This window comes from Rhodococcus sp. 15-2388-1-1a (assembly GCF_002259145.1).
Lineage (GTDB): Bacteria > Actinomycetota > Actinomycetes > Mycobacteriales > Mycobacteriaceae > Rhodococcoides.
Genome location: NZ_NPFP01000008.1, coordinates 592591 through 615016 on the forward strand (window position 1 = coordinate 592591; position 22426 = coordinate 615016).

Annotated in this window: 18 protein-coding genes; 11 read left to right on the forward strand and 7 right to left on the reverse strand. The window is 65.3% G+C overall.

Annotated elements, in window-relative coordinates; translation table 11 throughout:
* Positions 1-37: 37 nt before the first annotated feature.
* The 9 genes from uvrC (at position 38) to ppc (ending at position 11455) form a co-directional block, all read left to right on the forward strand.
* Positions 38-2128 carry an excinuclease ABC subunit UvrC gene (uvrC, locus tag CH302_RS07320; RefSeq protein WP_094649918.1) on the forward strand — a complete coding sequence of 697 codons (2091 nt, stop codon included), beginning with the start codon at positions 38-40 and terminating at the stop codon, positions 2126-2128.
* Between the two features lie 83 nt (positions 2129-2211).
* Complete coding sequence (gene rapZ / locus CH302_RS07325; protein ID WP_037190045.1) at positions 2212-3078, forward strand: RNase adapter RapZ; 867 nt, start codon at positions 2212-2214, stop codon at positions 3076-3078.
* Positions 3075-4100: a gluconeogenesis factor YvcK family protein gene (locus CH302_RS07330; protein WP_037189381.1), complete on the forward strand. Its 1026-nt coding sequence runs from the start codon at positions 3075-3077 to the stop codon at positions 4098-4100. Before rapZ ends, CH302_RS07330 begins: the two co-directional genes overlap by 4 nt.
* A complete protein-coding gene (gene whiA / locus CH302_RS07335) occupies positions 4091-5074 on the forward strand; it encodes a DNA-binding protein WhiA (protein WP_032398005.1) in 984 nt (327 codons plus the stop codon). Before CH302_RS07330 ends, whiA begins: the two co-directional genes overlap by 10 nt.
* Positions 5075-5194: 120 nt before the next feature.
* A complete protein-coding gene (gap, locus tag CH302_RS07340; RefSeq protein WP_037189380.1) occupies positions 5195-6214 on the forward strand; it encodes a type I glyceraldehyde-3-phosphate dehydrogenase in 1020 nt (339 codons plus the stop codon).
* A 5-nt stretch (positions 6215-6219) separates the two neighbouring features.
* Entirely contained in the window at positions 6220-7431 is a 1212-nt protein-coding gene (locus CH302_RS07345) for a phosphoglycerate kinase (RefSeq protein WP_037189379.1), read from the forward strand.
* Between the two features lie 3 nt (positions 7432-7434).
* On the forward strand, positions 7435-8220 hold the full coding sequence (tpiA, locus tag CH302_RS07350) for a triose-phosphate isomerase (RefSeq protein ID WP_037189378.1): 786 nt from the start codon (positions 7435-7437) through the stop codon (positions 8218-8220).
* Between the two features lie 118 nt (positions 8221-8338).
* Positions 8339-8572: a preprotein translocase subunit SecG gene (gene secG, locus CH302_RS07355; RefSeq protein WP_032398009.1), complete on the forward strand. Its 234-nt coding sequence runs from the start codon at positions 8339-8341 to the stop codon at positions 8570-8572.
* A gap of 51 nt (positions 8573-8623) precedes the next feature.
* Positions 8624-11455, forward strand: a complete 2832-nt coding sequence (ppc, locus tag CH302_RS07360) for a phosphoenolpyruvate carboxylase (protein WP_037189377.1) — start codon at positions 8624-8626, stop codon at positions 11453-11455.
* Between the two features lie 224 nt (positions 11456-11679).
* Here the strand turns inward: ppc and pgl are convergent, their stop codons facing one another.
* The 5 genes from pgl to tkt are packed head-to-tail and all read right to left on the reverse strand — an operon-like array spanning position 11680 to position 18114.
* On the reverse strand, positions 11680-12426 hold the full coding sequence (gene pgl / locus CH302_RS07365; RefSeq protein ID WP_037189376.1) for a 6-phosphogluconolactonase: 747 nt from the start codon (positions 12424-12426) through the stop codon (positions 11680-11682).
* Positions 12419-13327, reverse strand: coding sequence for a glucose-6-phosphate dehydrogenase assembly protein OpcA (gene opcA / locus CH302_RS07370; RefSeq protein WP_176460659.1), 909 nt, complete (start codon positions 13325-13327; stop codon positions 12419-12421). The genes pgl and opcA overlap by 8 nt, the downstream gene beginning before the upstream one ends.
* Entirely contained in the window at positions 13324-14880 is a 1557-nt protein-coding gene (gene zwf / locus CH302_RS07375; RefSeq protein WP_037189374.1) for a glucose-6-phosphate dehydrogenase, read from the reverse strand. The genes opcA and zwf overlap by 4 nt, the downstream gene beginning before the upstream one ends.
* Before the next feature lie 6 nt (positions 14881-14886).
* Positions 14887-16011 (reverse strand): transaldolase, encoded by a 1125-nt coding sequence (gene tal / locus CH302_RS07380; RefSeq protein WP_037189373.1) that lies wholly within the window; start codon positions 16009-16011, stop codon positions 14887-14889.
* A gap of 3 nt (positions 16012-16014) precedes the next feature.
* Positions 16015-18114, reverse strand: coding sequence for a transketolase (gene tkt / locus CH302_RS07385; RefSeq protein WP_037190044.1), 2100 nt, complete (start codon positions 18112-18114; stop codon positions 16015-16017).
* Positions 18115-18521: 407 nt separating this feature from the next.
* On the opposite strand from tkt, the gene CH302_RS07390 reads away from it, so the two are divergent.
* Positions 18522-19529, forward strand: coding sequence for a heme o synthase (locus CH302_RS07390; protein ID WP_037189372.1), 1008 nt, complete (start codon positions 18522-18524; stop codon positions 19527-19529).
* A gap of 24 nt (positions 19530-19553) precedes the next feature.
* Here the strand turns inward: CH302_RS07390 and CH302_RS07395 are convergent, their stop codons facing one another.
* On the reverse strand, positions 19554-20519 hold the full coding sequence (locus tag CH302_RS07395; protein ID WP_037190042.1) for a quinone oxidoreductase family protein: 966 nt from the start codon (positions 20517-20519) through the stop codon (positions 19554-19556).
* Between the two features lie 136 nt (positions 20520-20655).
* On the opposite strand from CH302_RS07395, the gene CH302_RS07400 reads away from it, so the two are divergent.
* Positions 20656-21027, forward strand: a complete 372-nt coding sequence (locus CH302_RS07400; RefSeq protein WP_037189371.1) for a hypothetical protein — start codon at positions 20656-20658, stop codon at positions 21025-21027.
* A gap of 139 nt (positions 21028-21166) precedes the next feature.
* Here the strand turns inward: CH302_RS07400 and CH302_RS07405 are convergent, their stop codons facing one another.
* Positions 21167-22153, reverse strand: a complete 987-nt coding sequence (locus tag CH302_RS07405; protein ID WP_037189370.1) for a COX15/CtaA family protein — start codon at positions 22151-22153, stop codon at positions 21167-21169.
* Positions 22154-22426 lie beyond the last annotated feature (273 nt).

Here is a 22426-nt window from a genome sequence, read left to right on the forward strand (position 1 = left end):
GCGGAGAACGTCGGACCCGACGGCTAACGTGGATGCCGTGTCCGACCCCGCTACCTACCGCCCGGCCACCGGAACCATGCCGGTGGAGCCGGGGGTGTACAAATTTCGAGATCCGCACGGTCGCGTCGTCTACGTGGGAAAGGCCAAAAGCCTCCGCAGTCGGCTCAATTCCTACTTCGCAGACATAGCGTCTCTGCATCCACGTACTCGTCAGATGGTCACCACCGCGGCATCGGTGGAGTGGACCGTGGTGACCACCGAAGTCGAGGCCCTGCAGCTCGAGTACAACTGGATCAAGGAATTCGATCCACGGTTCAACGTCCGCTACCGCGACGACAAGAGCTACCCGATGCTCGCGGTGACGATGAACGAGGAATACCCGCGGTTGTTCGTCTACCGCGGACCCAGACGCAAGGGCGTGCGCTATTTCGGCCCCTACGCGCACGCGTGGGCCATTCGCGAGACGCTGGATCTCCTGCTGCGAGTATTTCCCGCGCGCACGTGCTCGACCGGAGTGTTCAAGCGCCACAATCAGATCGGCAGGCCATGCCTGCTGGGGTACATCGACAAGTGCTCGGCACCGTGCGTCGGCCGGGTCAGTGCCGACGAGCATCGCCGCACCGTCGAGGACTTCTGCGACTTCCTGGCCGGAAAGACGGACAAGCTGGTTCGTCAGCTCGAGAAGAAGATGCAGGCTGCATCCGAGGACCTGGATTTCGAGACCGCTGCGCGTCTTCGAGACGACGTCGGTGCGCTGCGTCGAGCATTGGAGAAGCAGGCGGTGGTGCTCGGCGACGGCACCGACGCCGATCTCGTCGCCTTCGCCACCGATGCCCTGGAAGCTGCCGTTCAGGTCTTCCATGTCCGAGGCGGCCGTGTACGAGGGCAACGCGGCTGGGTGGTGGAGAAGGCAGGCGAGGTGATCGAACGCCAGGACGAGGCCGATCTCCCCGCTCTGGTCGAACAGTTTCTGACGCAGTTCTACGGCGAGCAGGCTGCCCTGTCCGCACAGGCACCGGGCGGCGACGACGGTGGTTCCAATGCAGTCCCGAGGGAAGTGCTGGTTCCGGTCCTGCCGGACAACGCCGACGAGGTACAGGTCTGGCTCAGTGAACTCCGGGGCTCGAACGTGACCCTGCGTGTTCCCCAACGCGGCGACAAGAAGGCGTTGGCCGAGACCGTCGAACGCAACGCCAAGGAGGCCCTGCAGCAGCACAAACTCAAACGCGCAGGCGACTTCACGTCGAGATCGGCTGCGCTGCAAGGCATCCAGGAGGCACTCGATCTCGATTCCGCACCGCTGCGCATCGAGTGCATCGACATCTCCCACGTGCAGGGAACCGACGTGGTCGCCTCGCTCGTCGTCTTCGAGGACGGATTGCCCCGCAAGAGCGACTACCGCCACTACGCGATCAAGGAAGCGGCAGGCGACGGGCACTCCGACGACGTGGCGAGTATCGCCGAGGTGACTCGTCGCCGATTCCTGCGGCACTCCGCGGACGGTTCGGCCGAGGGGACCGGGGGCGATCTGGCCCCCGAAGCGGCGCTGGATCCGCAGACCGGACGACCGCGAAAATTCGCGTATCCACCCAACCTGTTCGTCGTCGACGGTGGTGCCCCTCAGGTGGCCGCTGCCGCGGCGGTACTGGACGAGCTCGGCGTGACCGATGTTGCGGTGGTCGGCCTGGCGAAGCGGCTCGAGGAGGTATGGGTTCCGGGGGAGGAGGATCCGGTCATCCTGCCGCGCACGAGCGAGTCGCTGTACCTGCTGCAGCGGGTTCGCGACGAAGCGCACCGGTTCGCGATCACGTTCCATCGCAGCAAGCGATCACGGCGGATGACGGCGTCGGCTCTCGATTCGGTCCGCGGACTCGGCGAGTCGCGTCGAACGGCGCTGGTGGCACACTTCGGTTCGGTTGCCAACCTCAAGCGTGCGACGGTCGCGGAGATCGTCGAGGTTCCCGGGATCGGAGAGACCACGGCCAAGTCGGTGCTGGCCGCGCTGGGTTCCGACACGGACGACGCCGATGTAGGCGATGATGGCAGCGCAACTGCAACGACATCGGGCGAGAACACGGCGGAACATGCGATCGCACCGCGTGTGGAATCGGCGGGACAGGCTTCGTAGTGAGCGAACACCAGACACAGAGACATCCACCGTCCGAAGAGCACCTCGAACAGTCCTCCGAGGGGGAGTCGCGGCACGACGAGATCGAGGTGGCGTTGGTCACCGGGGTGTCCGGCGCCGGATTGCGCACTGCGGCCAAAATTCTCGAGGATCTCGGCTGGTACGTCGCCGACAACCTGCCGCCGGAGCTCATCTCCAAGATGGTCGATCTCGGGCTCGAGTCCCAGCCCAGAATCGAGCGCCTGGCACTGGTGATGGACGTTCGAAGCCGCCTGTTCACCGGCGATCTGGGCTGGGTCGTGAAAGAACTCGACTCCAAGGGCGTACGCAACAGAGTGCTCTTCCTCGACGCGTCCGACGCCGTGCTGATCCGTCGATTCGAGTCCAACCGGCGCAGCCATCCTCTGCAGAACGACGGCCAGGACGGAACGTTGACCGAGGGCATCACCGCCGAACGGCTGCGACTCGCCCAGGTCAAGGCAGCTGCGGATCTGACCGTGGACACCACGTCACTGTCGGTGCACCAGTTGCGGCGCAAGATCGAGACGGTGTTCGGCGACGCCGACACCACCGGCGTCGGCGTCACCGTCCAGTCGTTCGGATTCAAGTACGGCCTGCCGATGGACGCCGACCTGGTGTGCGACGTGCGCTTTCTGCCCAATCCACACTGGGTCCCCGAGCTGCGCGAACACACCGGCCAGGACGCGGACGTCCGCGATTACGTGCTGGGGCAGGACGGGGCACGCGACTACCTGCAGACATACACGCACCTGCTGAATTTGACGATCGAGGGATACGTGCGGGAAGGCAAGAGATACATGACGGTGGCCGTCGGTTGCACCGGAGGAAAGCACCGAAGTGTCGCGATGACCGAAGCACTGGCCGCAATTCTCGCCGATCAGGGCGATGTGTCGGTGCGCGTGCTGCATCGGGATCTGGGTCGCGAATGAGCGAGTTCGACACCGAAGTACCGGTATCCGGCCCGAAGATCGTCGCGCTCGGAGGCGGCCACGGCCTGTACGCCACGCTGTCGGCGGCCCGGTTGCTCGGTCACGACGTCACCGCCGTCGTCACGGTCGCCGACGACGGGGGATCCTCGGGGCGTCTGCGCGCCGAGCTCGGCGTCATTCCGCCCGGGGACCTGCGTATGGCACTGGCCGCGCTGGCACGCTCGGACGAGAGAACGCAACTCTGGACCGATGTCCTGCAGCACCGCTTCGGTGGCACGGGCGCTCTGGCCGGACATTCTGTGGGTAACCTCATCCTCGCCGGCCTGACCGAGGTACTGGGCGACCCGATCGCCGCACTGGACGAGATGGTGCGGATGCTCGGAATCGAAGGACGAGTGCTTCCGATGTCGCCGATCGCACTCGACATCGAGGCCGACGTCTCCGGTCTCGAGGACGACCCACGCGTGAGCCGTGTCATTCGCGGACAGGTGGCAGTGGCGACGACTCCGGGCAAGGTCCGCCGCGTCCGACTGCGTCCACCCGAACCGCCCGCCTCCGCGGATGCGCTCGCTGCGATCGAGAAGGCCGACCTCGTGGTGCTCGGACCGGGATCGTGGTTCTCCAGCGTCATCCCACACGTGCTGGTGCCGGATCAGCTCGCCGCGCTGGCTCGCACGAGCGCGCCGAAAGTACTGGTGTTGAACCTGGCACCCGAACTGGGCGAGACCACCGGATTCTCCGCCGAGCGCCATGTCCACGTACTCTCCCAACACGCACCGGATTTGGGAATCGACTACGTGTTGGTCGATTCCGCCTCGGTCCCGGAAGGCAGCAACCGCGAGCACGTGGCGCGGGCGGCAGCCCGGCTCGGTGCCGAGGTCGTCTACGTCGACGTTGCCGAAAACGGCACCCACGCACATCATTACGGCAAGCTTGCTGCGGCTCTCGGCTCCATCGTGTCGTCCACCGACGGCACCGTACCGACTGCCGCACGCAGAGAGGGGATCACTTCGTGGCCATGACAGCGGAGGTCAAGGACGAGCTGAGCAGGCTCACCGTCAGTCAGGTCAGTTGCCGCAAGGCCGAGGTGTCCGCACTGCTGCGATTCGCAGGCGGACTGCACATCGTGGCGGGCCGGGTGGTGGTCGAGGCCGAGGTGGACCTCGGGTCCATTGCGAGACGGCTGCGTCGGGAGATCTTCGAGCTGTACGGCTACTCCTCCGACGTGCACATGCTCGGAGCAGGCGGGCTCCGCAAGACCTCTCGCTACGTGGTGCGCGTCGCCAAGGACGGCGAGGCGCTGGCGCGGCAGACCGGCCTGTTGGACCTACGCGGTCGCCCGGTTCGCGGTCTGCCCGCGCAGGTCGTCGGCGGAACGGTGGGGGACTCCGAGGCAGCATGGCGTGGGGCTTTCCTGGCGCACGGTTCACTCACCGAACCGGGTCGATCCTCGGCCCTGGAGATCAGCTGCCCGGGCCCCGAAGCAGCGCTCGCGCTCGTCGGAGCCGCTCGACGTCTCGGCGTCGCCGCCAAGGCACGCGAGGTCCGCGGCACGGATCGAGTGGTCGTCCGCGACGGCGAGGCGATCGGGGCACTGCTCACGCGGATGGGCGCACAGGACACCCGGTTGATCTGGGAAGAACGACGCATGCGACGCGAGGTCAGGGCCACCGCGAACCGGCTCGCCAACTTCGACGACGCCAACCTGCGCCGCTCGGCCAGGGCCGCCGTGGCCGCCGCAGCGCGTGTCGAGCGGGCCCTGCACATTCTCGGCGACGACGTGCCGGATCATCTGGCCGCGGCGGGCTCGCTCCGAGTCCAGCATCGGCAGGCGTCTCTGGAGGAACTGGGCCAGTTGGCCGACCCACCGATGACCAAGGACGCTGTGGCAGGCCGAATCCGACGTCTGCTGTCCATGGCCGACCGCAAGGCGAAGGAAACCGGAATTCCGGACACCGAGTCGGCGGTCACCGCCGAACTGCTCGACGAGGCGTGATCGGCTCGATCGTGTGATGCGCGCGCTCTGCCTGCGCGCACACTAGGGTGGGAACCGCGTGTGGCACCCCGCACGCAGGAACAATCAGACATCTGTTTTCACAACTTTTAGGAGCGAACAGTGACGATCCGGGTAGGCGTCAACGGCTTCGGCCGCATCGGGCGTAACTTCTTCAGGGCTGTCGATGCGCAGAAGGCGCTCGGTACCACCGACATCGAAATCGTTGCTGTCAACGACCTGACCGACAACGCATCGCTCGCACACCTGCTCAAGTACGACTCGATCCTGGGCCGCTTGCCGCACGACGTCTCGCTCGAGGGCGAGGACACCATCGTCGTCGGTGGCCAGAAGATCAAGGCGCTGTCGCTGCGCGAGGGCCCGTCCGCACTTCCGTGGGGTGACCTGGGCGTCGACGTCGTCGTCGAGTCCACCGGCATCTTCACCGACGCTGCGAAGGCACAGGGCCACATCGACGCCGGTGCCAAGAAGGTCATCATCTCCGCGCCTGCCAAGGGCGAGGACATCACCATCGTGATGGGCGTCAACGACGACAAGTACGACGGCAGCCAGAACATCATCTCCAACGCGTCGTGCACCACCAACTGCCTCGGCCCCATCGCCAAGGTTCTCGACGACGAATTCGGCATCGTCTCGGGTCTGATGACCACGATTCACGCGTACACGCAGGATCAGAACCTGCAGGACGGCCCGCACAGCGATCTGCGTCGCGCCCGCGCCGCAGCGCTGAACGTCGTGCCGACCGGCACCGGTGCAGCCAAGGCCATCGGCCTGGTTCTCCCGCAGCTGCTCGGCAAGCTCGACGGCTACGCGCTTCGGGTTCCGATCCCCACCGGCTCGGTCACCGACCTGACCGCACTGCTGAAGAAGTCGGCTTCCGCCGAGGACATCAACGCTGCGATGAAGGCCGCTGCCGAGGGCCCGCTGAAGGGCATCCTCAAGTACAACACCGATCCCATCGTGTCCTCGGACATCGTCACCGACCCGCACTCGTCGATCTTCGATGCGCCGCTGACGAAGGTCATCGACGACCAGGTCAAGATCGTCTCCTGGTACGACAACGAGTGGGGCTACTCCAACCGCCTCGCCGACCTCATCGGTCTCGTCGGCAAGTCCCTCTGACACCGATGGCTGTCAAGACACTGCAGGATCTGCTCGATGCCGGTGTCGAAGGCCGTGGCGTCCTCGTGCGATCGGACTTCAATGTCCCGCTCGAGGACGGCACGATCACCGATCCCGGCCGTATCCAGGCGTCGATCCCGACTCTTCGGGCACTGGTCGAGGCGGGTGCCAAGGTCATCGTCACCGCACACCTCGGTCGTCCGGACGGCAAGCCCGACGCGAAGTACAGCCTGGCTCCGGTCGCAGCGAAGCTCGGCGAGCTGCTCGGACGCCACGTTCAGCTCGCGGGCGACGTGGTGGGTCAGGATGCCGAGGCTCGCGCCGAGGGTCTGACCGACGGCGACGTGCTGCTGCTCGAGAACATTCGCTTCGATCCGCGCGAGACCAGCAAGGACGAGTCCGAGCGAGCTGCTCTGGCTCGTGAGCTCGTTGCTCTGGCCGGCGACGACGCAGCATTCGTCTCCGACGGATTCGGCGTCGTGCACCGCAAGCAGGCGTCGGTCTACGACGTGGCGCAGTTGCTGCCGCATTACGCGGGCACCCTCGTCGCGGCCGAGGTCGAGGTGCTGGCCAAGCTCACCGAGGACGCTGCACGTCCGTACGCGGTGGTGCTCGGCGGCTCCAAGGTCTCGGACAAGCTCGGCGTCATAGAGGCGTTGGCCCCCAAGGTCGACACCCTGGTCATCGGCGGCGGCATGGCATTCACTTTCCTTGCCGCACAGGGCTATTCGGTCGGAAACTCGCTGCTGCAGGAGGATCAGATCGGGGTCTGCAAGGACCTGCTCGAGCGTTTCGGCGATGTGATCCACCTGCCCGTCGACATCGTCGTCGGAGACAAGTTCGCGGCGGACGCCGAGGCGAAGACCGTCAAGGCGTCCGAGATTCCGGACGGCTGGATGGGCCTGGACATCGGACCCGACTCGGTCAGTCGTTTCTCCGTCGTTCTGTCGAATGCCAAGACCGTCTTCTGGAACGGACCGGCAGGAGTGTTCGAGTTCGACAAGTTCTCGGCCGGCACCAAGGGCATCGCGGAAGCGATCATCGGCGCCACCGAGAAGGGCGCGTTCAGCGTCGTCGGTGGCGGCGACTCCGCGGCTGCGGTGCGCACCCTCGGACTGCCCGACGACGGCTTCTCGCACATCTCCACCGGCGGCGGTGCTTCCCTCGAGTACCTCGAAGGCAAGCAGCTCCCCGGCCTATCCGTCCTGGAGGCGTAACGCATGGCACGTAAGCCGCTCATCGCGGGCAACTGGAAGATGAACCTCAACCACCTCGAGGCGATCTCGCTGGTGCAGAAGATCGCGTTCTCGTTGCCCGAGAAGTACTTCGACAAGGTCGACGTGACGGTGATTCCGCCGTTCACCGACATCCGCAGCGTGCAGACTCTGGTCGAGGGCGACAAACTCCTGCTCACCTACGGTGCACAGGACGTCTCGTCCGAGGACAAGGGAGCCTTCACCGGCGAGATCAGCGGATCGATGCTGGCCAAGCTGGGGTGCACCTTCGTCGTCGTCGGTCACTCCGAACGACGCACGTTGCACAGCGAGGACGACGCCGTCGTGCTCGCCAAGACGAAGGCGGCCCTGAAGAACGGCCTCACCCCGATCGTGTGCATCGGAGAGGGTCTGAACATCCGCGAGGCCGGCGAGCAAGTTGCCTACAATGTCACGCAGCTGCGTGGTTCGCTCAGTGGATTGTCGGCGGAGGACATCTCCAAGATCGTCATCGCCTACGAGCCGGTGTGGGCGATCGGAACGGGCCGTGTCGCGTCGGCGTCGGACGCGCAGGAAGTGTGCGGCGCCATCCGCGAGGAACTGAAGTCGCTGTCCTCGGACGAGGTCGCCGCAGGCGTCCGCGTGCTGTACGGCGGCTCGGTCAACGCGAAGAACGTCGGCGAGATCGTCGGCCAGCCCGACGTCGACGGCGCATTGGTCGGTGGCGCTTCGCTCAAGGCGGACGAGTTCGCCACACTGTCGGCTATCGCCGCAGGTGGACCCCTGCCCTGATCGATGATCGGCAACGCCGACCGAACGATTTTCGGACACCTCGCTCCGGCGGGGTGTCCGAAGCCGTTCGTGGGGCCAGGTAGGCTGCTGGAGGCATCGAATCGAGTTTGAGGTGGACATGGATCTGTTTCTGGATATTCTGCTGGTCATCACCAGTCTGGCGTTGATCTTGCTGATCCTGCTGCATCGCGGCAAGGGTGGCGGATTGTCCAGCCTGTTCGGTGGCGGTGTGCAGTCCAGCCTGTCCGGCTCCACCGTTGTCGAGAAGAACCTCGATCGCCTTACGGTCTTCACAGGCATCATCTGGCTCATCGCCATTCTCGGTATCGGTCTGGAGATCAAGTACACCTGATCGAATTCGGCTCCGAGTGCGAGTTGGTGACGGAGCGACGATACTGGGTGGATGAGCGAATCCTCCTACGAGTCAGTCGGTTCCCCAGCCTTCGTCCCACCGACAGCTCAGGGTCGGGAGTTGACAGAGCCTCTTCGTGAGGACATCCGCTATCTCGGCGGCATCCTGGGTGAGATCATTCGCGAGCACGAGGGCGACGACGTATTCGAGTTGATCGAAGCGGCGCGAGTCGAATCCTTCGCGGTACGCAGATCCGAGATCGAGCGCGACGACTCGGTCGGGCGCTACACCGATGTCGAAGTGGCACAAGCGGTTCCACTCATTCGAGCATTCAGTCACTTCTCGCTGCTGGCCAATCTTGCCGAGGACCTGCACCGCGAACGTCGTCGCGCGATTCACCTCGACCGCGAGGACCCGCCGCAGGACAGCAGCCTCGACGCCACCTGGCTCAAGATCGATGCCGCGGCCCCGTCGCGCGAGCAGGTGGCCGCGGCGCTGACGGATGCGCTGGTCGCACCGGTGATCACCGCGCACCCCACCGAGACGCGTCGACGCACCGTGTTCGATGTGCAGTCCAAGATCACCGAGCTGATGCGGCGCCGCGATGTCGCCGCCGCGGCGCGTGAGGGCAAGGCCGCCAGCGCGGCGAAGGAACTGGCCGCCATCGACGTGCAGATCCGCAGGCAAGTGCTGACCCTGTGGGAGACGGCTCTGATTCGGTTGTCGCGCTTGCGGATTCAGGACGAGATCGAGGTCGGCCTCCGGTACTTCGAGTCCTCCCTGTTCGATGTCATGCCGGCGTTGAACGCGGACGTGCGGGCAGCCCTGCGGGCACGGTGGCCCGAGGACGACCTACTGCCACGGCCCATTCTTCGCCCCGGCTCATGGATCGGCGGCGATCGGGACGGCAACCCGAACGTGACCGCAGAGGTGGTCCACACCGCGACCCATCAGGCGGGATACGTAGCGTTCGAGCACTACCTGGACGAATTGGTCGCGCTGGAGAAGGAATTGTCGATGTCCGCGCGTCTGGTGGATGTCACCGAGGATCTGAAGGCTCTGGCCGGCGCATCGACCGAGCCGGACGACCGTCGATCGGACGAGCCGTATCGGGTCGCGGTCGTCGGTATCCGGGCCCGGCTCACCGCCACCGCCCAGACCGTGCTCGACGCGGTGCCGGTCTCCGGGATCGATCTCGGGGCGCAGAAGTACGACGGTCCGCAGGGCATCCTCGACGACCTCGACATCATCGACCGCGCGCTGCGGGCGGACGGCGATGCCCTGATCGCCGACGATCGACTGCTCCGGCTCCGACAGTCGGTCGAGACGTTCGGCTTCCATCTGCAGGCGTTGGACATGAGGCAGAACTCCGAGACTCACGAAGAGGTGGTCGCCGAGCTGCTGGCCTGGGCCGGTGTACATCCGGACTACATGTCCCTCGGGGAGGACGAACGGGTCTCGGTTCTGTCGCACGAACTTGCGACCAGGCGGCCGCTCGTCGGCCCCAACGCGCAACTCAGCGAGCTCGCCACCAAGGAACTGGGCATCGTCAGGGCCGCCAAGGAGGCAATCGACCACCTGGGCCCCGACACCATCCAGAACTACATCATCAGCATGTGTCAGTCGGTCAGTGACATGCTCGAAGCGGCGTTGCTGCTCAAGGAAGCGGGGATATTCGACCCCGGCACCGACGGCTCGGCGCCCACGTCGACGGTGGGTGTCGTTCCGCTGTTCGAGACCATCGAGGATCTTCAGCAGGGCGCAGCGACGTTGCTCGCCACGCTCGACGTTCCGATCTACCGTGCGCTGGTGGCCGGGCGCGGCATGAATCAGGAAGTCATGCTCGGGTATTCGGATTCGAACAAGGACGGTGGATACCTCGCGGCGAACTGGGCGCTGTACCGCGCCGAGCTCGATCTGCTCGAGGCCTCACGCAAGACGGGTATTCGCCTGCGGCTCTTCCACGGTCGCGGAGGCACGGTCGGCCGCGGCGGCGGTCCCAGTTACGACGCGATCCTGGCGCAGCCGCCCGGAGTGGTGCAGGGATCGCTGCGGCTCACCGAGCAAGGCGAGATCATCGCGGCCAAATACGCCGAGCCGTCCATGGCGCGTCGCAACCTCGAGTCTCTGGTTGCGGGAACCCTCGAATCGACTCTGCTGGACGTCGAAGGTCTCGGGGACGGCGCAGAAGCCGCGTACGACATCCTGGACGACCTCGCCGCGAAGGCCCGCGCGGCATACGGCCGGCTGGTGCACGAGGAGCCCGGGTTCGTCGAGTACTTCCGCACGTCGACTCCGGTCGCCGAGGTCGGTGAGCTGAACATCGGCTCCCGTCCGGCATCGAGGAAGCCGACGAACTCGGTGTACGACCTCCGAGCAATCCCGTGGGTGATGTCGTGGAGCCAGTGCCGCGTCATGCTGCCCGGGTGGTACGGCACCGGTTCGGCGTTCGAGGAGTGGGTCGGCGACGACGACGCCAAGCTCGAGGTACTGACCGACCTGTATCGGAAGTGGCCGTTCTTCCAAACCGTTCTGTCCAACCTCGCGCAGGTCATGGCCAAGTCGGATCTGGGTATCGCGGCGCGGTACGCGGAGTTGGTTCCCGACGCAGACCTGCGTGCGCGGATCTTCGGCATGATCGAAGCCGAACATGCCACGACGGTGCGGATGTACCTGAAGATCACCGGCCACAATCGCCTGCTCGAAGACAACCCGTCGCTGGAACGCTCCGTGCACAACCGGTTCCCGTACCTCGAGCCGCTCAACCAGATGCAGGTGGAGATGCTCCGGCGTTACCGCAACGGTGACGACGACGAACGGGTCAAGCGAGGAATCCTGCTGACGATGAACGGTCTCGCGACGGCACTGCGCAACAGCGGCTAGCCCCGCTTCGGGGGCGAGGAACCGGTCGGCGGCGGGTCGCGTCCAACGAGGTATGAGGCAGTGCTGCAGAACGATGGACACCTGGAGAGACGGATCCGCCTACCGCGCGAACGGTAGGCGGATCGGTCGCTCGAGGACAGGACGAGCCCGGTGCATCGGCGACTACGACTGCGAGCGGCCGGAATGTGACCCCGACGCTGCCGAACCCGACTAGTCGGGTGAGATCACACGGTGTCCAGCTTGGACGCTGCACCGGCATCGAGGAACCAGACCGTGGATTCGGTGCCCAGCGCGCCGGCCGACGGGACCTCGTCGGAATCGGCCCCGCCCACCGCGGCCGCGACGGCGTCGGCCTTGTTCGCTCCCGAGACGAGCAACCACACGTGCTGTGCGCGGCGAACAGCCGGCAGCGTCAGTGTGATGCGCACCGGCGGGGGCTTGGGGGAGTCCTCGACCGCCACGACGAAGCGGTGCTGTTCGCGCACTGCATCGGTGTGGGGGAAGAGTGAATTGATGTGGCCCTCACCGCCCATTCCGAGGAGATGGACGTCGAATTGGGGCGTCGGGCCACCCTCCGATCCGGAATGCAGGATCTGCGCATACGTTGCCGCGGCCACCTCGGGGTCGCTTCCGTGCGGTCCGTCGGATGCGGCCATCCGGAACACTCGGTCGGGATGGACATCGACGTGATCGAGCAAGGCCTCCGAGGCCTGTACCTCGTTGCGTTCCGGATCGCCCGAGGGCAGGAAGCGCTCGTCGCCGAAGTAGATGTCGACCTTGCCCCAGTCGATCGCGCCGGAGTCCGCGCGCAGCGCCTCCAGCAGCGCGATTCCGGTGCCACCACCGGTCAACACCACCGATGCGAAGCCTCGCTGGGCCTGTGCGGCCGTGACCACGTCGACGAAGCGAGATCGTGCGGCGTCGACCAGGGCCTGTGCGTCCAGGTACTGAAGTACCGTTGTCTTACTCATAGCTCACTTTCGACAGTCCGTGCAGGGCGAGTTCGTAGATCTCGTCCGTGTCGAGTCTGCGCAGTTCCTCGGCGAGGCACTCTCGCGTGTTGCGACGCGCCAGTGCGACTTCGGCGTCGGGTTGACCGGTGCGCCGAAGGGTCGCGGTCTTGCCGGTCTGCGGTCGCGTCAGCGAAATGCTGCTGTTCTCTCTGATCAGCTCCACCTTGAGCTCACCCGCACGGCGGTGGACCGGAACGTCCAGTTTGGCGGCCAACCAACCGGCCAGGATGTCGAGTGCGGGCTCCTCGGCCAGTCCCGACACCGTGGCCGAGACGACAGCCTCGAACGGAGCCTGGTCGAGTGCGGTGGCCAACAGACCGCGCCAGTAGGTGATGCGACTCCAGGAAAGATCGGTGTCGCCCTCGGTGTAGCTGCTGAGCCGACCCTTGATCGTTGCGGTGGTGTCGGGGGAGTTGGTGGCATCGGTAATCCGCCGAATTGCCAAGCGCCCCAGCGGATCCTTCGCCGGAACGGTCGGTGCGTCGTCCGGCCACCACGCCACGATCGGGGTATCGGGCAGCAGGAACGGGATGACCACACTGTGCTCGTGATCGGCGAGTTCGCCGTTCAAGCGCAGCACCACGACCTCCGACGCTCCGGCGTCGCCGCCCACCCGGATCTGTGCGTCGAGGCTCGACTCGGCGGATCGGTCTCCGTGGATGAGCACGATGACGCGGCACGGATGCTCACGGCTCGCTTCGTTGGCTGCGTCGATCGCTCGTTCGGCTTTGGCCGGATCACGGCTGGCGACGATCAGCGTCAGCACCCGACCGATGGTCACCGCACCGCCTGCTTCACGCACCTCCACCAACTTCTTGCCGACCTCGGCCGTCGTCGTGGCGGGGATGTCGACAATCACGGCCTTCTCCATTCGCGTCCGGTGCGGTGCATCATCTCGTCACCCGAGGAAGGCCCCCAGGTACCGGCTTCGTACGGTTCCGCGGTGCCGCCGGAAGCCCAGAATTCCAGAATCGGATCCAGGATCTTCCACGACAGTTCCACTTCGGCATTGACCGGGAACAGCGACGGCTCGCCGAGCAGCACATCGAGGATGAGGCGCTCGTATGCCTCGGGAGAGGACTCGGTGAACGCCTGGCCGTAGCTGAAGTCCATGCTGACGTCGCGCACCTGCATGCTCGATCCCGGCACCTTGGAGCCGAAGCGCATCGTCACGCCCTCGTCGGGCTGGACTCGGATCACCAACGCATTCTGACCGAGTTCTTCGGTCATCGTCGCGTCGAACGGCAGGTGCGGAGCGCGCTTGAACACCATCGCGATCTCGGTGACTCGACGCCCGAGTGCCTTGCCGGTGCGGAGATAGAACGGCACCCCACCCCAGCGCCGCGTATCCACCTCCAGGGTGATGGCGGCGTAGGTTTCGGTGTTCGACTCGGAGTCGAATCCCTCTTCCTCCTTGAGCCCCTTCACTTTCTGACTGCCCTGCCACCCCGCGGAGTACTGACCGCGCGCCGAGGTGCGATCGAGTGGCTCGGCAAGTTTGGTTGCCGAGAGCACCTTGATCTTCTCCGACTGCAACTCCTTGGGGTTGAAGCTGACCGGCTCCTCCATCGCAGTGATGGCGAGAAGCTGCAGAAGGTGGTTCTGGATGACGTCACGGGCGGCACCGATTCCGTCGTAGTACCCGGCGCGACCGCCCAATCCGATGTCCTCGGCCATCGTGATCTGAACGTGGTCGACGTAGTGCGCATTCCAGATCGGATCGAACAGCTGGTTGGCGAAGCGCAGTGCCAGGATGTTCTGCACCGTCTCCTTGCCGAGGTAGTGGTCGATGCGAAACACGGTGTCCTCGGGGAACACTCGGTTCACGACAGCGTTGAGCTCTTTCGCGCTCTGCAGGTCGTGTCCGAACGGCTTCTCGATGACCACGCGTCGCCAATTGCCGTCCTTGCTCTGCGCCAGGCCCGAGCGCGACAACTGCTCGAGGACGACAGGGAAAGCGCTGGGCGGGATGGACAGATAGAAGGCGTGATTACCGCCGGTGCCGCGGGTCTCGTCGAGCTCGGTCAGTGTTCGTGACAGCTCGTCGAACGCCTCGTCGTCGTCGAAGGAGCCCTGGACGAACCGGAATCCCTCGGCGAGGGTGTTCCACACCTCCTCACTGAACGGTGTTCGCGCGTGATCGCGCACGGAGTCGTGCACGATCTTGGCGAAGTCCTGGTTCTGCCATTCCCGCCGGGCAAATCCGACCAGGGCGAAACCGGGGGGTAGAAGCCCCCGGTTCGCCAGGTCGTACACCGCAGGCATGAGCTTCTTACGCGCGAGATCTCCGGTCACTCCGAAGATGACCATGCTGCACGGGCCCGCGATGCGGGGGAGCCGCTTGTCCCGCGCGTCGCGGAGAGGGTTGAGCCAGTCCGCGGAATGGAGAGGTTCGGTTTCTGCGGTGGGCACAGTCGGTCAGCTCTTCTGACCTGCTTGGCGAAGCTGCTCGCCGGTGGCCTCGAGCAACTCGTTCCAGGCGGCCTCGAACTTCTGGACGCCTTCGTTCTCCAACGTCACGAAGACATCGGTGATGTCGATACCGAGCGCCGAGATGCGGTCGAAGATCTCCTGCGATTCCGGTCCCTTGCCAGAGACGGTGTCGCCGACGATCTCGCCGTGATCGGCAACCGCGTCCATGGTCTTCTCGGGCATCGTGTTCACGGTGTTGGGCGAGACGAGCTCGGTGACGTACATGGTGTCCGGGTAGGCGTCGGACTTGACGCCGGTCGACGCCCACAGCGGCCGCTGAGCGCGCGCGCCACTGCCGACGAGCTCGCGGAACCGAGGAGCGACCTCGAAGATCTGCTGGTACGCCACGTATGCGAGCCGAGCATTGGCCAGAGCGGCCTTGCCCTTGAGCGCCTCGGCGTCGGGGGTGCCGATCGCATCGAGCCGGGAATCGATCTCGCTGTCCACGCGGGAGACGAAGAACGACGCGACCGAGTGGATCTTGTCGAGGTCGTGACCGGCCGCGCGGGCCTTCTCGAGCCCCTCGAGGTACGCGTTCATCACCAGTTCGTAGCGCTCGACGGAGAAGATCAGCGTGACGTTGACGCTGATGCCCTCACCGATCACCTTGGCGATTGCGGGAATTCCGGCCTCGGTGGCCGGAATCTTGATGAGCAGGTTCGGGCGGTCGACGATCTTCCACAGTTCGACGGCCTGCTCGTAGGTCTTGTCTGCGTCGTGGGCCATGCGGGGATCGACCTCGATCGAGACCCGTCCGTCCACGCCTGCACTGGCCTCGTACTGAGGCATCAGGATGTCGCAGGCCTCACGGACGTCGTCCGTGGTGACCGTACGGATCGTGGTCTCGACGTCGGCACCTTCACCGGCGAGCTTGGTCACCTGCTCGTCGTATGCCTCGCCCGAGCTCAGGGCTGCCTGGAAGATCGACGGGTTGGTGGTGACTCCGACGACACTCTTGGTGTCGATCAGGTCCTTCAGGTTGCCCGAGCGGATGCGGTCACGGGACAGGTCGTCCAGCCATACCGAGATTCCGGCGGCGGAGAGCTCTGCGAGATTCTTGTTCTGGGTCATGGATTATCCCTTCACATTGGTGATGGAGCGCTGTGCGGCTGCGGTGACGGCCTCGGCCGTGAAGCCGAACTCGCGGAAAAGTGTTGCAGCATCGGCAGATTCGCCATAGTGCTCGAGCGAGATGATCTCGCCGAAGCCGCCGACGATCTTCCACCACGGCATAGCGATACCGGCTTCGATCGACACCCGGGCCTTGACGGTGGGCGGGATCACCTGGTCGCGGTAGTTCTGGTCCTGGCTCTCGAACCATTCGACGCACGGCATCGAGACGACGCGGGCGGCGATGCCCTGCGCCTCGAGCTGCTTCTGCGCTTCCACGGCGTACTGCAGCTCCGAACCGGTGCCGATCAGCACGACGTCCGGGGTCGCCTTGGACGACTCGGCAAGGATGTATCCGCCCTTGGAGACGCCCTCGAAGCTGGTGCCCTCGAGAATCGGGATGCCCTGACGCGTCAGCGCGAGGCCGACGGGTCCGCTGCTGCTGGACTTGGCCAGCACTGCCTGCCATGCGAATGCGGTCTCGTTGGCGTCACCGGGGCGTACCACCGAGAGGTTGGGGATGGCCCGCAGCGCGGCGAGATGCTCGACCGGCTGGTGCGTCGGGCCGTCCTCGCCGAGGCCGATGGAATCGTGTGTCCACACGTAGATGGGGTCGATGTCCATCAACGACGCGAGCCGAACTGCCGGCCGCATGTAGTCGCTGAACTGCATGAACGTTCCGCCGTATGCGCGGGTCGGGCCGTGCATGACGATGCCGGAGAGGATGGCACCCATCGCGTGCTCACGGATGCCGAAGTGCAGCGTGCGGCCGTACGGCTCGGCGTCCCAGTCGTCGGTGGAGATGGACGTGGGGCCGAAGGACTTCGCGCCCTTGATCGTCGTGTTGTTGCTGCCGGCCAGGTCGGCCGAGCCGCCCCACAGCTCCGGGAGGACAGGTCCGACTGCGTTGAGGACCTCGCCCGACGCCGCACGTGTCGCGACGGCCTTGCTGCCGGGCTCCCAGGTGGGCAGAACGTCGGTCCAGTTCTCGGGCAACGTGCCCTGGGTGAGGCGGTCCAGCAGCTTCTTGCGCTCGGGCTCGCGCGCGGCCCAGGCGTCGAATTCGACGCTCCAGTCGGCGTGGGCCTTGCGGCCGCGTTCCTGCAGCTTTCGGGTGTGGCCGATGACCTCGTCGGTGACCTCGAACGTCTTGGCGGGGTCGAAATCGAGTGCCTGCTTGACCTTGGCGATCTCCTCGTCGCCCAGTGCGGCACCGTGGACTGCACCGGTGTTCATCATCGTGGGGGCCGGGAAACCGATGATGGTGCGCAGCACGATGATCGACGGCTTGTCGGTGACGGCCTTGGCAGCCTCGACGGCCTCTTCGATCGCGGTGACGTTCTCGCCGCCCTCGACCACCTGGACGTGCCAGCCGTAGGCCTCGTAGCGCGCGGCCGTGTTCTCGGAGAGGGCGATGTCGGTGGAGTGCTCGATCGAGATCTTGTTGTCGTCGTAGAACAGGATCAGGTTGCCGAGCTGCTGAGTACCGGCCAGCGACGACGCCTCGGACGTGACGCCTTCTTCGATGTCTCCGTCGGAGGCGATCACGTAGATGAAGTGGTCGAACGGACTCTCACCGAGAGCGGGCTCGGGATCGAACAGGCCACGCTCGCGGCGTGCCGCCATGGCCATGCCCACGGCGGACGCGAGTCCCTGGCCGAGAGGTCCGGTGGTGATCTCGACGCCGTCGGTGTGACGGAACTCGGGGTGTCCGGGAGTCTTCGACTTGTAGGTGCGCAGTGCCTCGATGTCGGCGAGCTCGAGTCCGAAGCCGCCCAAGTAGAGCTGCAGGTAGAGGGTCAGGCTCGAGTGCCCGCACGAGAGCACGAACCGGTCGCGGCCGATCCAGTGCGTGTCGGTGGGATCGTGGCGCATGGTGCGCTGAAAGAGGGTGTAGGCGAGGGGAGCCAGGCTCATCGCGGTTCCGGGGTGGCCGTTGCCGACCTTCTGCACTGCGTCCGCTGCCAGAACACGAACGGTGTCGACCGCTCGGGTGTCCAGGTCCGTCCAGTCGCTCGGGTGGTGCGCCGTGGTGAGGACGTCAATATCGTCTGTGATCGACACGAGCAGAAATCTCCTGACATTCGTTCGAGTTGTGGCTCCGAGGAATCGTCGCTCGGCGGCCACTGCGATGCGCCTGGGTGGAGCACGCACGCAGTCGGTGCCGAAGGACGTCCTTCACCAGCCTAGTTCTGTCCGACCCTACTGTCGTGCCTTCCCCCGGGCGATTGCGCACGGGTTACTCGTAGGCGACATATTCCTCACTTTGGGTGCCCTGCGAATTGGAGGTGCAAACCCAGCCGTCTACCATCGGTCGTAGTAGGCGCACGTTCGTCGGCTTCCGCGGTGGTGGATGAGGATGACTTCGTGCGCCCAGGTGCCGAAGTGTCGCCGTGGAGAGTCAACGCGTGCCGGAGGCATGCGAGCAAGTGGCCGAGCGCCAGAGAACGACAGTCGTGCGAGGAGACGCAGTGCGAATTGGGCAGCAGCCGGGCGGACACGGTTTCGCCGGCGGCCCCGGATTCGGAGCAGACGACAAGGGTGAGCCCACGCAGGCCGAGCCGGAGACGTCCGCCCCGCGCAGAGCGCTCGCACTCCTACTTGCGTATGTCGCGCTCACGAAGCCCCGGGTCATCGAACTCCTTCTCGTCACGACCATTCCGGCGATGCTTCTGGCCGACCGAGGAAACGTCGATCCGTGGCTGATCCTCACCACGCTCTTCGGTGGAATGCTGGCCGCGGCCAGCGCCAACACGTTGAACATGGTGGTCGACGCAGACATCGACAAGGTGATGAAGCGCACCGAGAAGCGTCCGCTCGCCCGCGGTGCCATGCCCGTCTCGCACGCCCTGATCTTCGGTCTCGTCCTGGGTGTGTTCTCGTTCTTCTGGCTGTGGGCCACCACCAATCTGCTCAGCGGTGTGCTCGCCGTCGTGACGATCTGCTTCTACATCTTCGTCTACACACTCGTGCTCAAGAGGCGCACATCCCAGAACGTGGTGTGGGGTGGCGCGGCCGGATGTATGCCGGTGATGATCGGTTGGTCCGCCGTGACCGGCACGATCGGGTGGCAGGCACTGGTGATGTTCCTGGTGATCTTCCTGTGGACGCCGCCGCACACCTGGGCGCTCATGCTCCGATACAAGGAGGACTACCAGGCGGCCAACGTGCCGATGCTGCCTGCTGTCGCCTCGGAAACGAAGGTCACCAAGCACATCGTGCTCTACGCGTGGGCCACCGTTGCCGCAACGCTCGCGTTGGCGCCGGGCTCGGGCATCATCTACGCAGCCGTCGCCGTGGCCTCGGGAGTGTGGTTCCTCGTCGTGGCCCACCGTCTCTACGCAGGCGTGCGAGCGGGAACACCGGTCAAGCCGCTCAAGTTGTTCATTCTTTCCAACGAATACCTGGCCCTGGTGTTCTGCGGCCTGGCCGTCGACTCCGTTGTCGGCTGGCAGACGCTCGCCCAGCTGCTCTCCTGAACGAGCGTCCACCCGACGTGTCGGTCAGGGAACGAGCACGATCGACCCTGTCGTCCTGCGTGACTCCAGATCGGTATGTGCGGTGGCCGCGTCCTCGAGCGCGTATCGCGCGCCGATCTCGACCGTCAGAGCACCGCTCGACATCGCATCGAACACGTCTCCGGCGCGCCATTCCAGTTCGGCGCGGTCTCGGATGTGATGGGCGAGCGTGGGTCGGGTCAGGAACAGTGATCCTGCGCCGTTCAGACGCTGCGGATCCATGGGCGGGACCGGACCGCTCGCGGCACCGAACAGAGCCAGAGTCCCTCTGATCCGAAGCGACGCGAGACTTGCCTCGAACGTGTCGGCCCCGACGCCGTCGTACACCGCATGCACGCCCTCGCCGTCGGTGATCTCACGCACGCGCGCGGCGATGTCTTCCTCGTATCGCACCACGTGGGCTGCACCGGCCTGCGTCGACCGCTCGGCCTTGGCATCCGTGGAGACCGTGGTGATCACGTTCACGCCCTTCGCCACCGCCATCTGCGTCAACAACAGTCCGACGCCACCAGCGCCTGCATGTACCAGCACGGTGTCGCCCCGTTGAGCGGGATAGGTGGACTCGATCAGGTAGTGCGCCGTCATGCCTTGGAGCAGCGCCGATGCAGCCTGATCGGCAGGTACGCCCTCGGGAACCGCGATGGCCGAGGAGGCGTCGACCAGGACGTGTTCGGCGTAGCTGCCCGGTGCTGCAGCCCAGGCGACGCGATGTCCCGGTGCAAATTCGGTGACGTCCGCTCCGACCTGTTCGATCACCCCTGATCCCTCGTCGCCCGGAACGTACGGCAGCGCGCGCGGATACAGTCCGCGCCGAAAGTACGTGTCGATGTAGTTGATGCCGATGGCGTCGATCCGGACGAGCAGTTGCCCGGGTCCTGGAGTCGGTATCGGAATGTCGACGACGTTCATGACCTCGGGTCCGCCGGTGTTGTCTATTCGAATGGCACGCATGAACACCGTTCTACACGGGTGCATCGCACCCGCGTGCTCGGATCGGGTCCGTTCACTCACGCGGCCGAAGTTACCGATCAGTAACGACTCGACGGGTGGATGCGGGCATCGCGATCGACCTCGGTATCGTGTCGGCATGGCTACCGAAATCGACAGTGCGGGCATCGAGAAGAACGAGTCGAACGAGGTCCCCAAGGGAACGCTCGCGGCAGTGAAGAGCTTTCTCGCCGACCACGGCAACTCTGCCAATGTGGTGATTCAGCCGATCGGTCGGGCCGGAACTCGGCTCACCATGGTCGGCGCGGACGGCGTGCTGGGGGACCAGGTGGTCGCGACGACCGCCATCGCCCGCGCGATCGTCGACGGTCTGGACCAGTTGACCGAGGCCGAATGGGACCGTGAGCTGGTCAGTTCGGTCAATCCGGCACCCGGACACCACGAGAAGATGGCCGGGTGGGTGGCCAACCAGAAGAAGTTCCCGAAGGCGCGCAACCAGGCGATCGTCTGAGCGGAGAACAGTCGCAGAACTTGTTCGATTCGGCGGGAACCATCTCGGCACCCGGTGCGTCGAAGTCAGTGGAGGGGCAGTCGGCCATCTGAGGGGGAGGTCGGCTGCCCCTCCACCCTGTTCGAAGCCGGACCGGTCGTCACGAGCGAACCGCGACGTCCTCGGTGGTCTCGATCTCCACGGTTGCGGCCGGGCCGCGGGTTCGGCAGGCCGCCCAGACAGCCGCGGTGGCGGCAGTACATGCGCCCGCACCGGCCACGTGGAAGGCGACGAGTACGGCCGGAACGCCGGTGAAGTACTGAACGAGTCCGATCAGGGACTGTGCGAGTACCAGGGCGATCAGGATGTTGAGTCGAAACGTGACCGCCTTCGGTGCACGCACCGCGTACAGGGCGAATGCCAATCCGACGAGCAGGGCCAGGTAGCCGACCAGGAACTGAGAGTGCGCGTGGACCAGCGTCACGATCTCGATACCGAGGCGCGGCACCGGTTCTTCGATGCTCTTGTCGCCTGCATGCGGGCCGGCCCCGGTCACCATGGTGCCCGCGATCAGCACGCCCGTCAGTGCGATCCCGGACAATCCCGTCAGCGCGCGCAGAGCGCCGGGCACCGTGGGCGTCGACCCCGACGGCGCATCGCTCTCGCCCACCTTGGCGTACAGCAGTGTGGCCAGCCAGACCATCGCCATCGACACGACGAGGTGAACGGCGACCGTCCACCACAGCAGTCCGGTCAGCACCGTGAATCCGCCGATGACGGCCTGCACGACGGTACCGAGTGGCATCAGCCAGGCGAAGAACAGCACTTCGCGACGTCGCCGCGCCCTGGTGACGGCGATGACGACCGCGGCGGCAGCGAGGACGACCACGAACGTGAGCAGGCGATTGCCGAACTCGACAGCCTGATGCAGTATCGGTACCTCGGACACGCCGACGGGAGTGAAGCTACCGGGGAAGCATTGCGGCCACGTGGGGCAACCGAGACCCGACCCTGTGACGCGAACGACGGCGCCGGTGACCGCGATGCCACCCTGCGTCAGGATCGCGATGAATGCCAGTACCCGCTGCACTCGAAGCGAGGGCAAGGGTAGGAGGTCGACGACGCGCAAGAACGCTCTGTACAGCACCCCACGATGGTAAACGCCGATCAACTACACAGCGTCGTTGGGGCAACCTGCGAAGTCTATGGAGTAGACGTGTCCACTACATTGGAAGTTGCCTTGGCTAACCTTGCTGAGAAGCAACTCAAATCCACCACCATCTATCAGTATCGAAGCACCTTGAGAGTCTTGGAGCTCGAAGATGTGCCGTTCGAGCAGTGCACCGTTGCGTTCCTTCACAACCGCCTGCAAACGGTCATCAACCCATCGACTCGAAACAAGCACGCGGTAGCTCTGCGC

Coding starts and splice junctions, on each gene's coding strand:
- CH302_RS07330 (WP_037189381.1), top strand. CDS start 3,075: ATGAGCGAGTTCGACACCGAAGTACCGGTATCCGGCCCGAAGATCGTC.
- CH302_RS07345 (WP_037189379.1), top strand. CDS start 6,220: ATGGCTGTCAAGACACTGCAGGATCTGCTCGATGCCGGTGTCGAAGGC.
- tpiA (WP_037189378.1), top strand. CDS start 7,435: ATGGCACGTAAGCCGCTCATCGCGGGCAACTGGAAGATGAACCTCAAC.
- secG (WP_032398009.1), top strand. CDS start 8,339: ATGGATCTGTTTCTGGATATTCTGCTGGTCATCACCAGTCTGGCGTTG.
- ppc (WP_037189377.1), top strand. CDS start 8,624: ATGAGCGAATCCTCCTACGAGTCAGTCGGTTCCCCAGCCTTCGTCCCA.
- pgl (WP_037189376.1), bottom strand. CDS start 12,426: ATGAGTAAGACAACGGTACTTCAGTACCTGGACGCACAGGCCCTGGTC.
- tal (WP_037189373.1), bottom strand. CDS start 16,011: ATGACCCAGAACAAGAATCTCGCAGAGCTCTCCGCCGCCGGAATCTCG.
- CH302_RS07395 (WP_037190042.1), bottom strand. CDS start 20,519: ATGCGTGCCATTCGAATAGACAACACCGGCGGACCCGAGGTCATGAAC.
- CH302_RS07400 (WP_037189371.1), top strand. CDS start 20,656: ATGGCTACCGAAATCGACAGTGCGGGCATCGAGAAGAACGAGTCGAAC.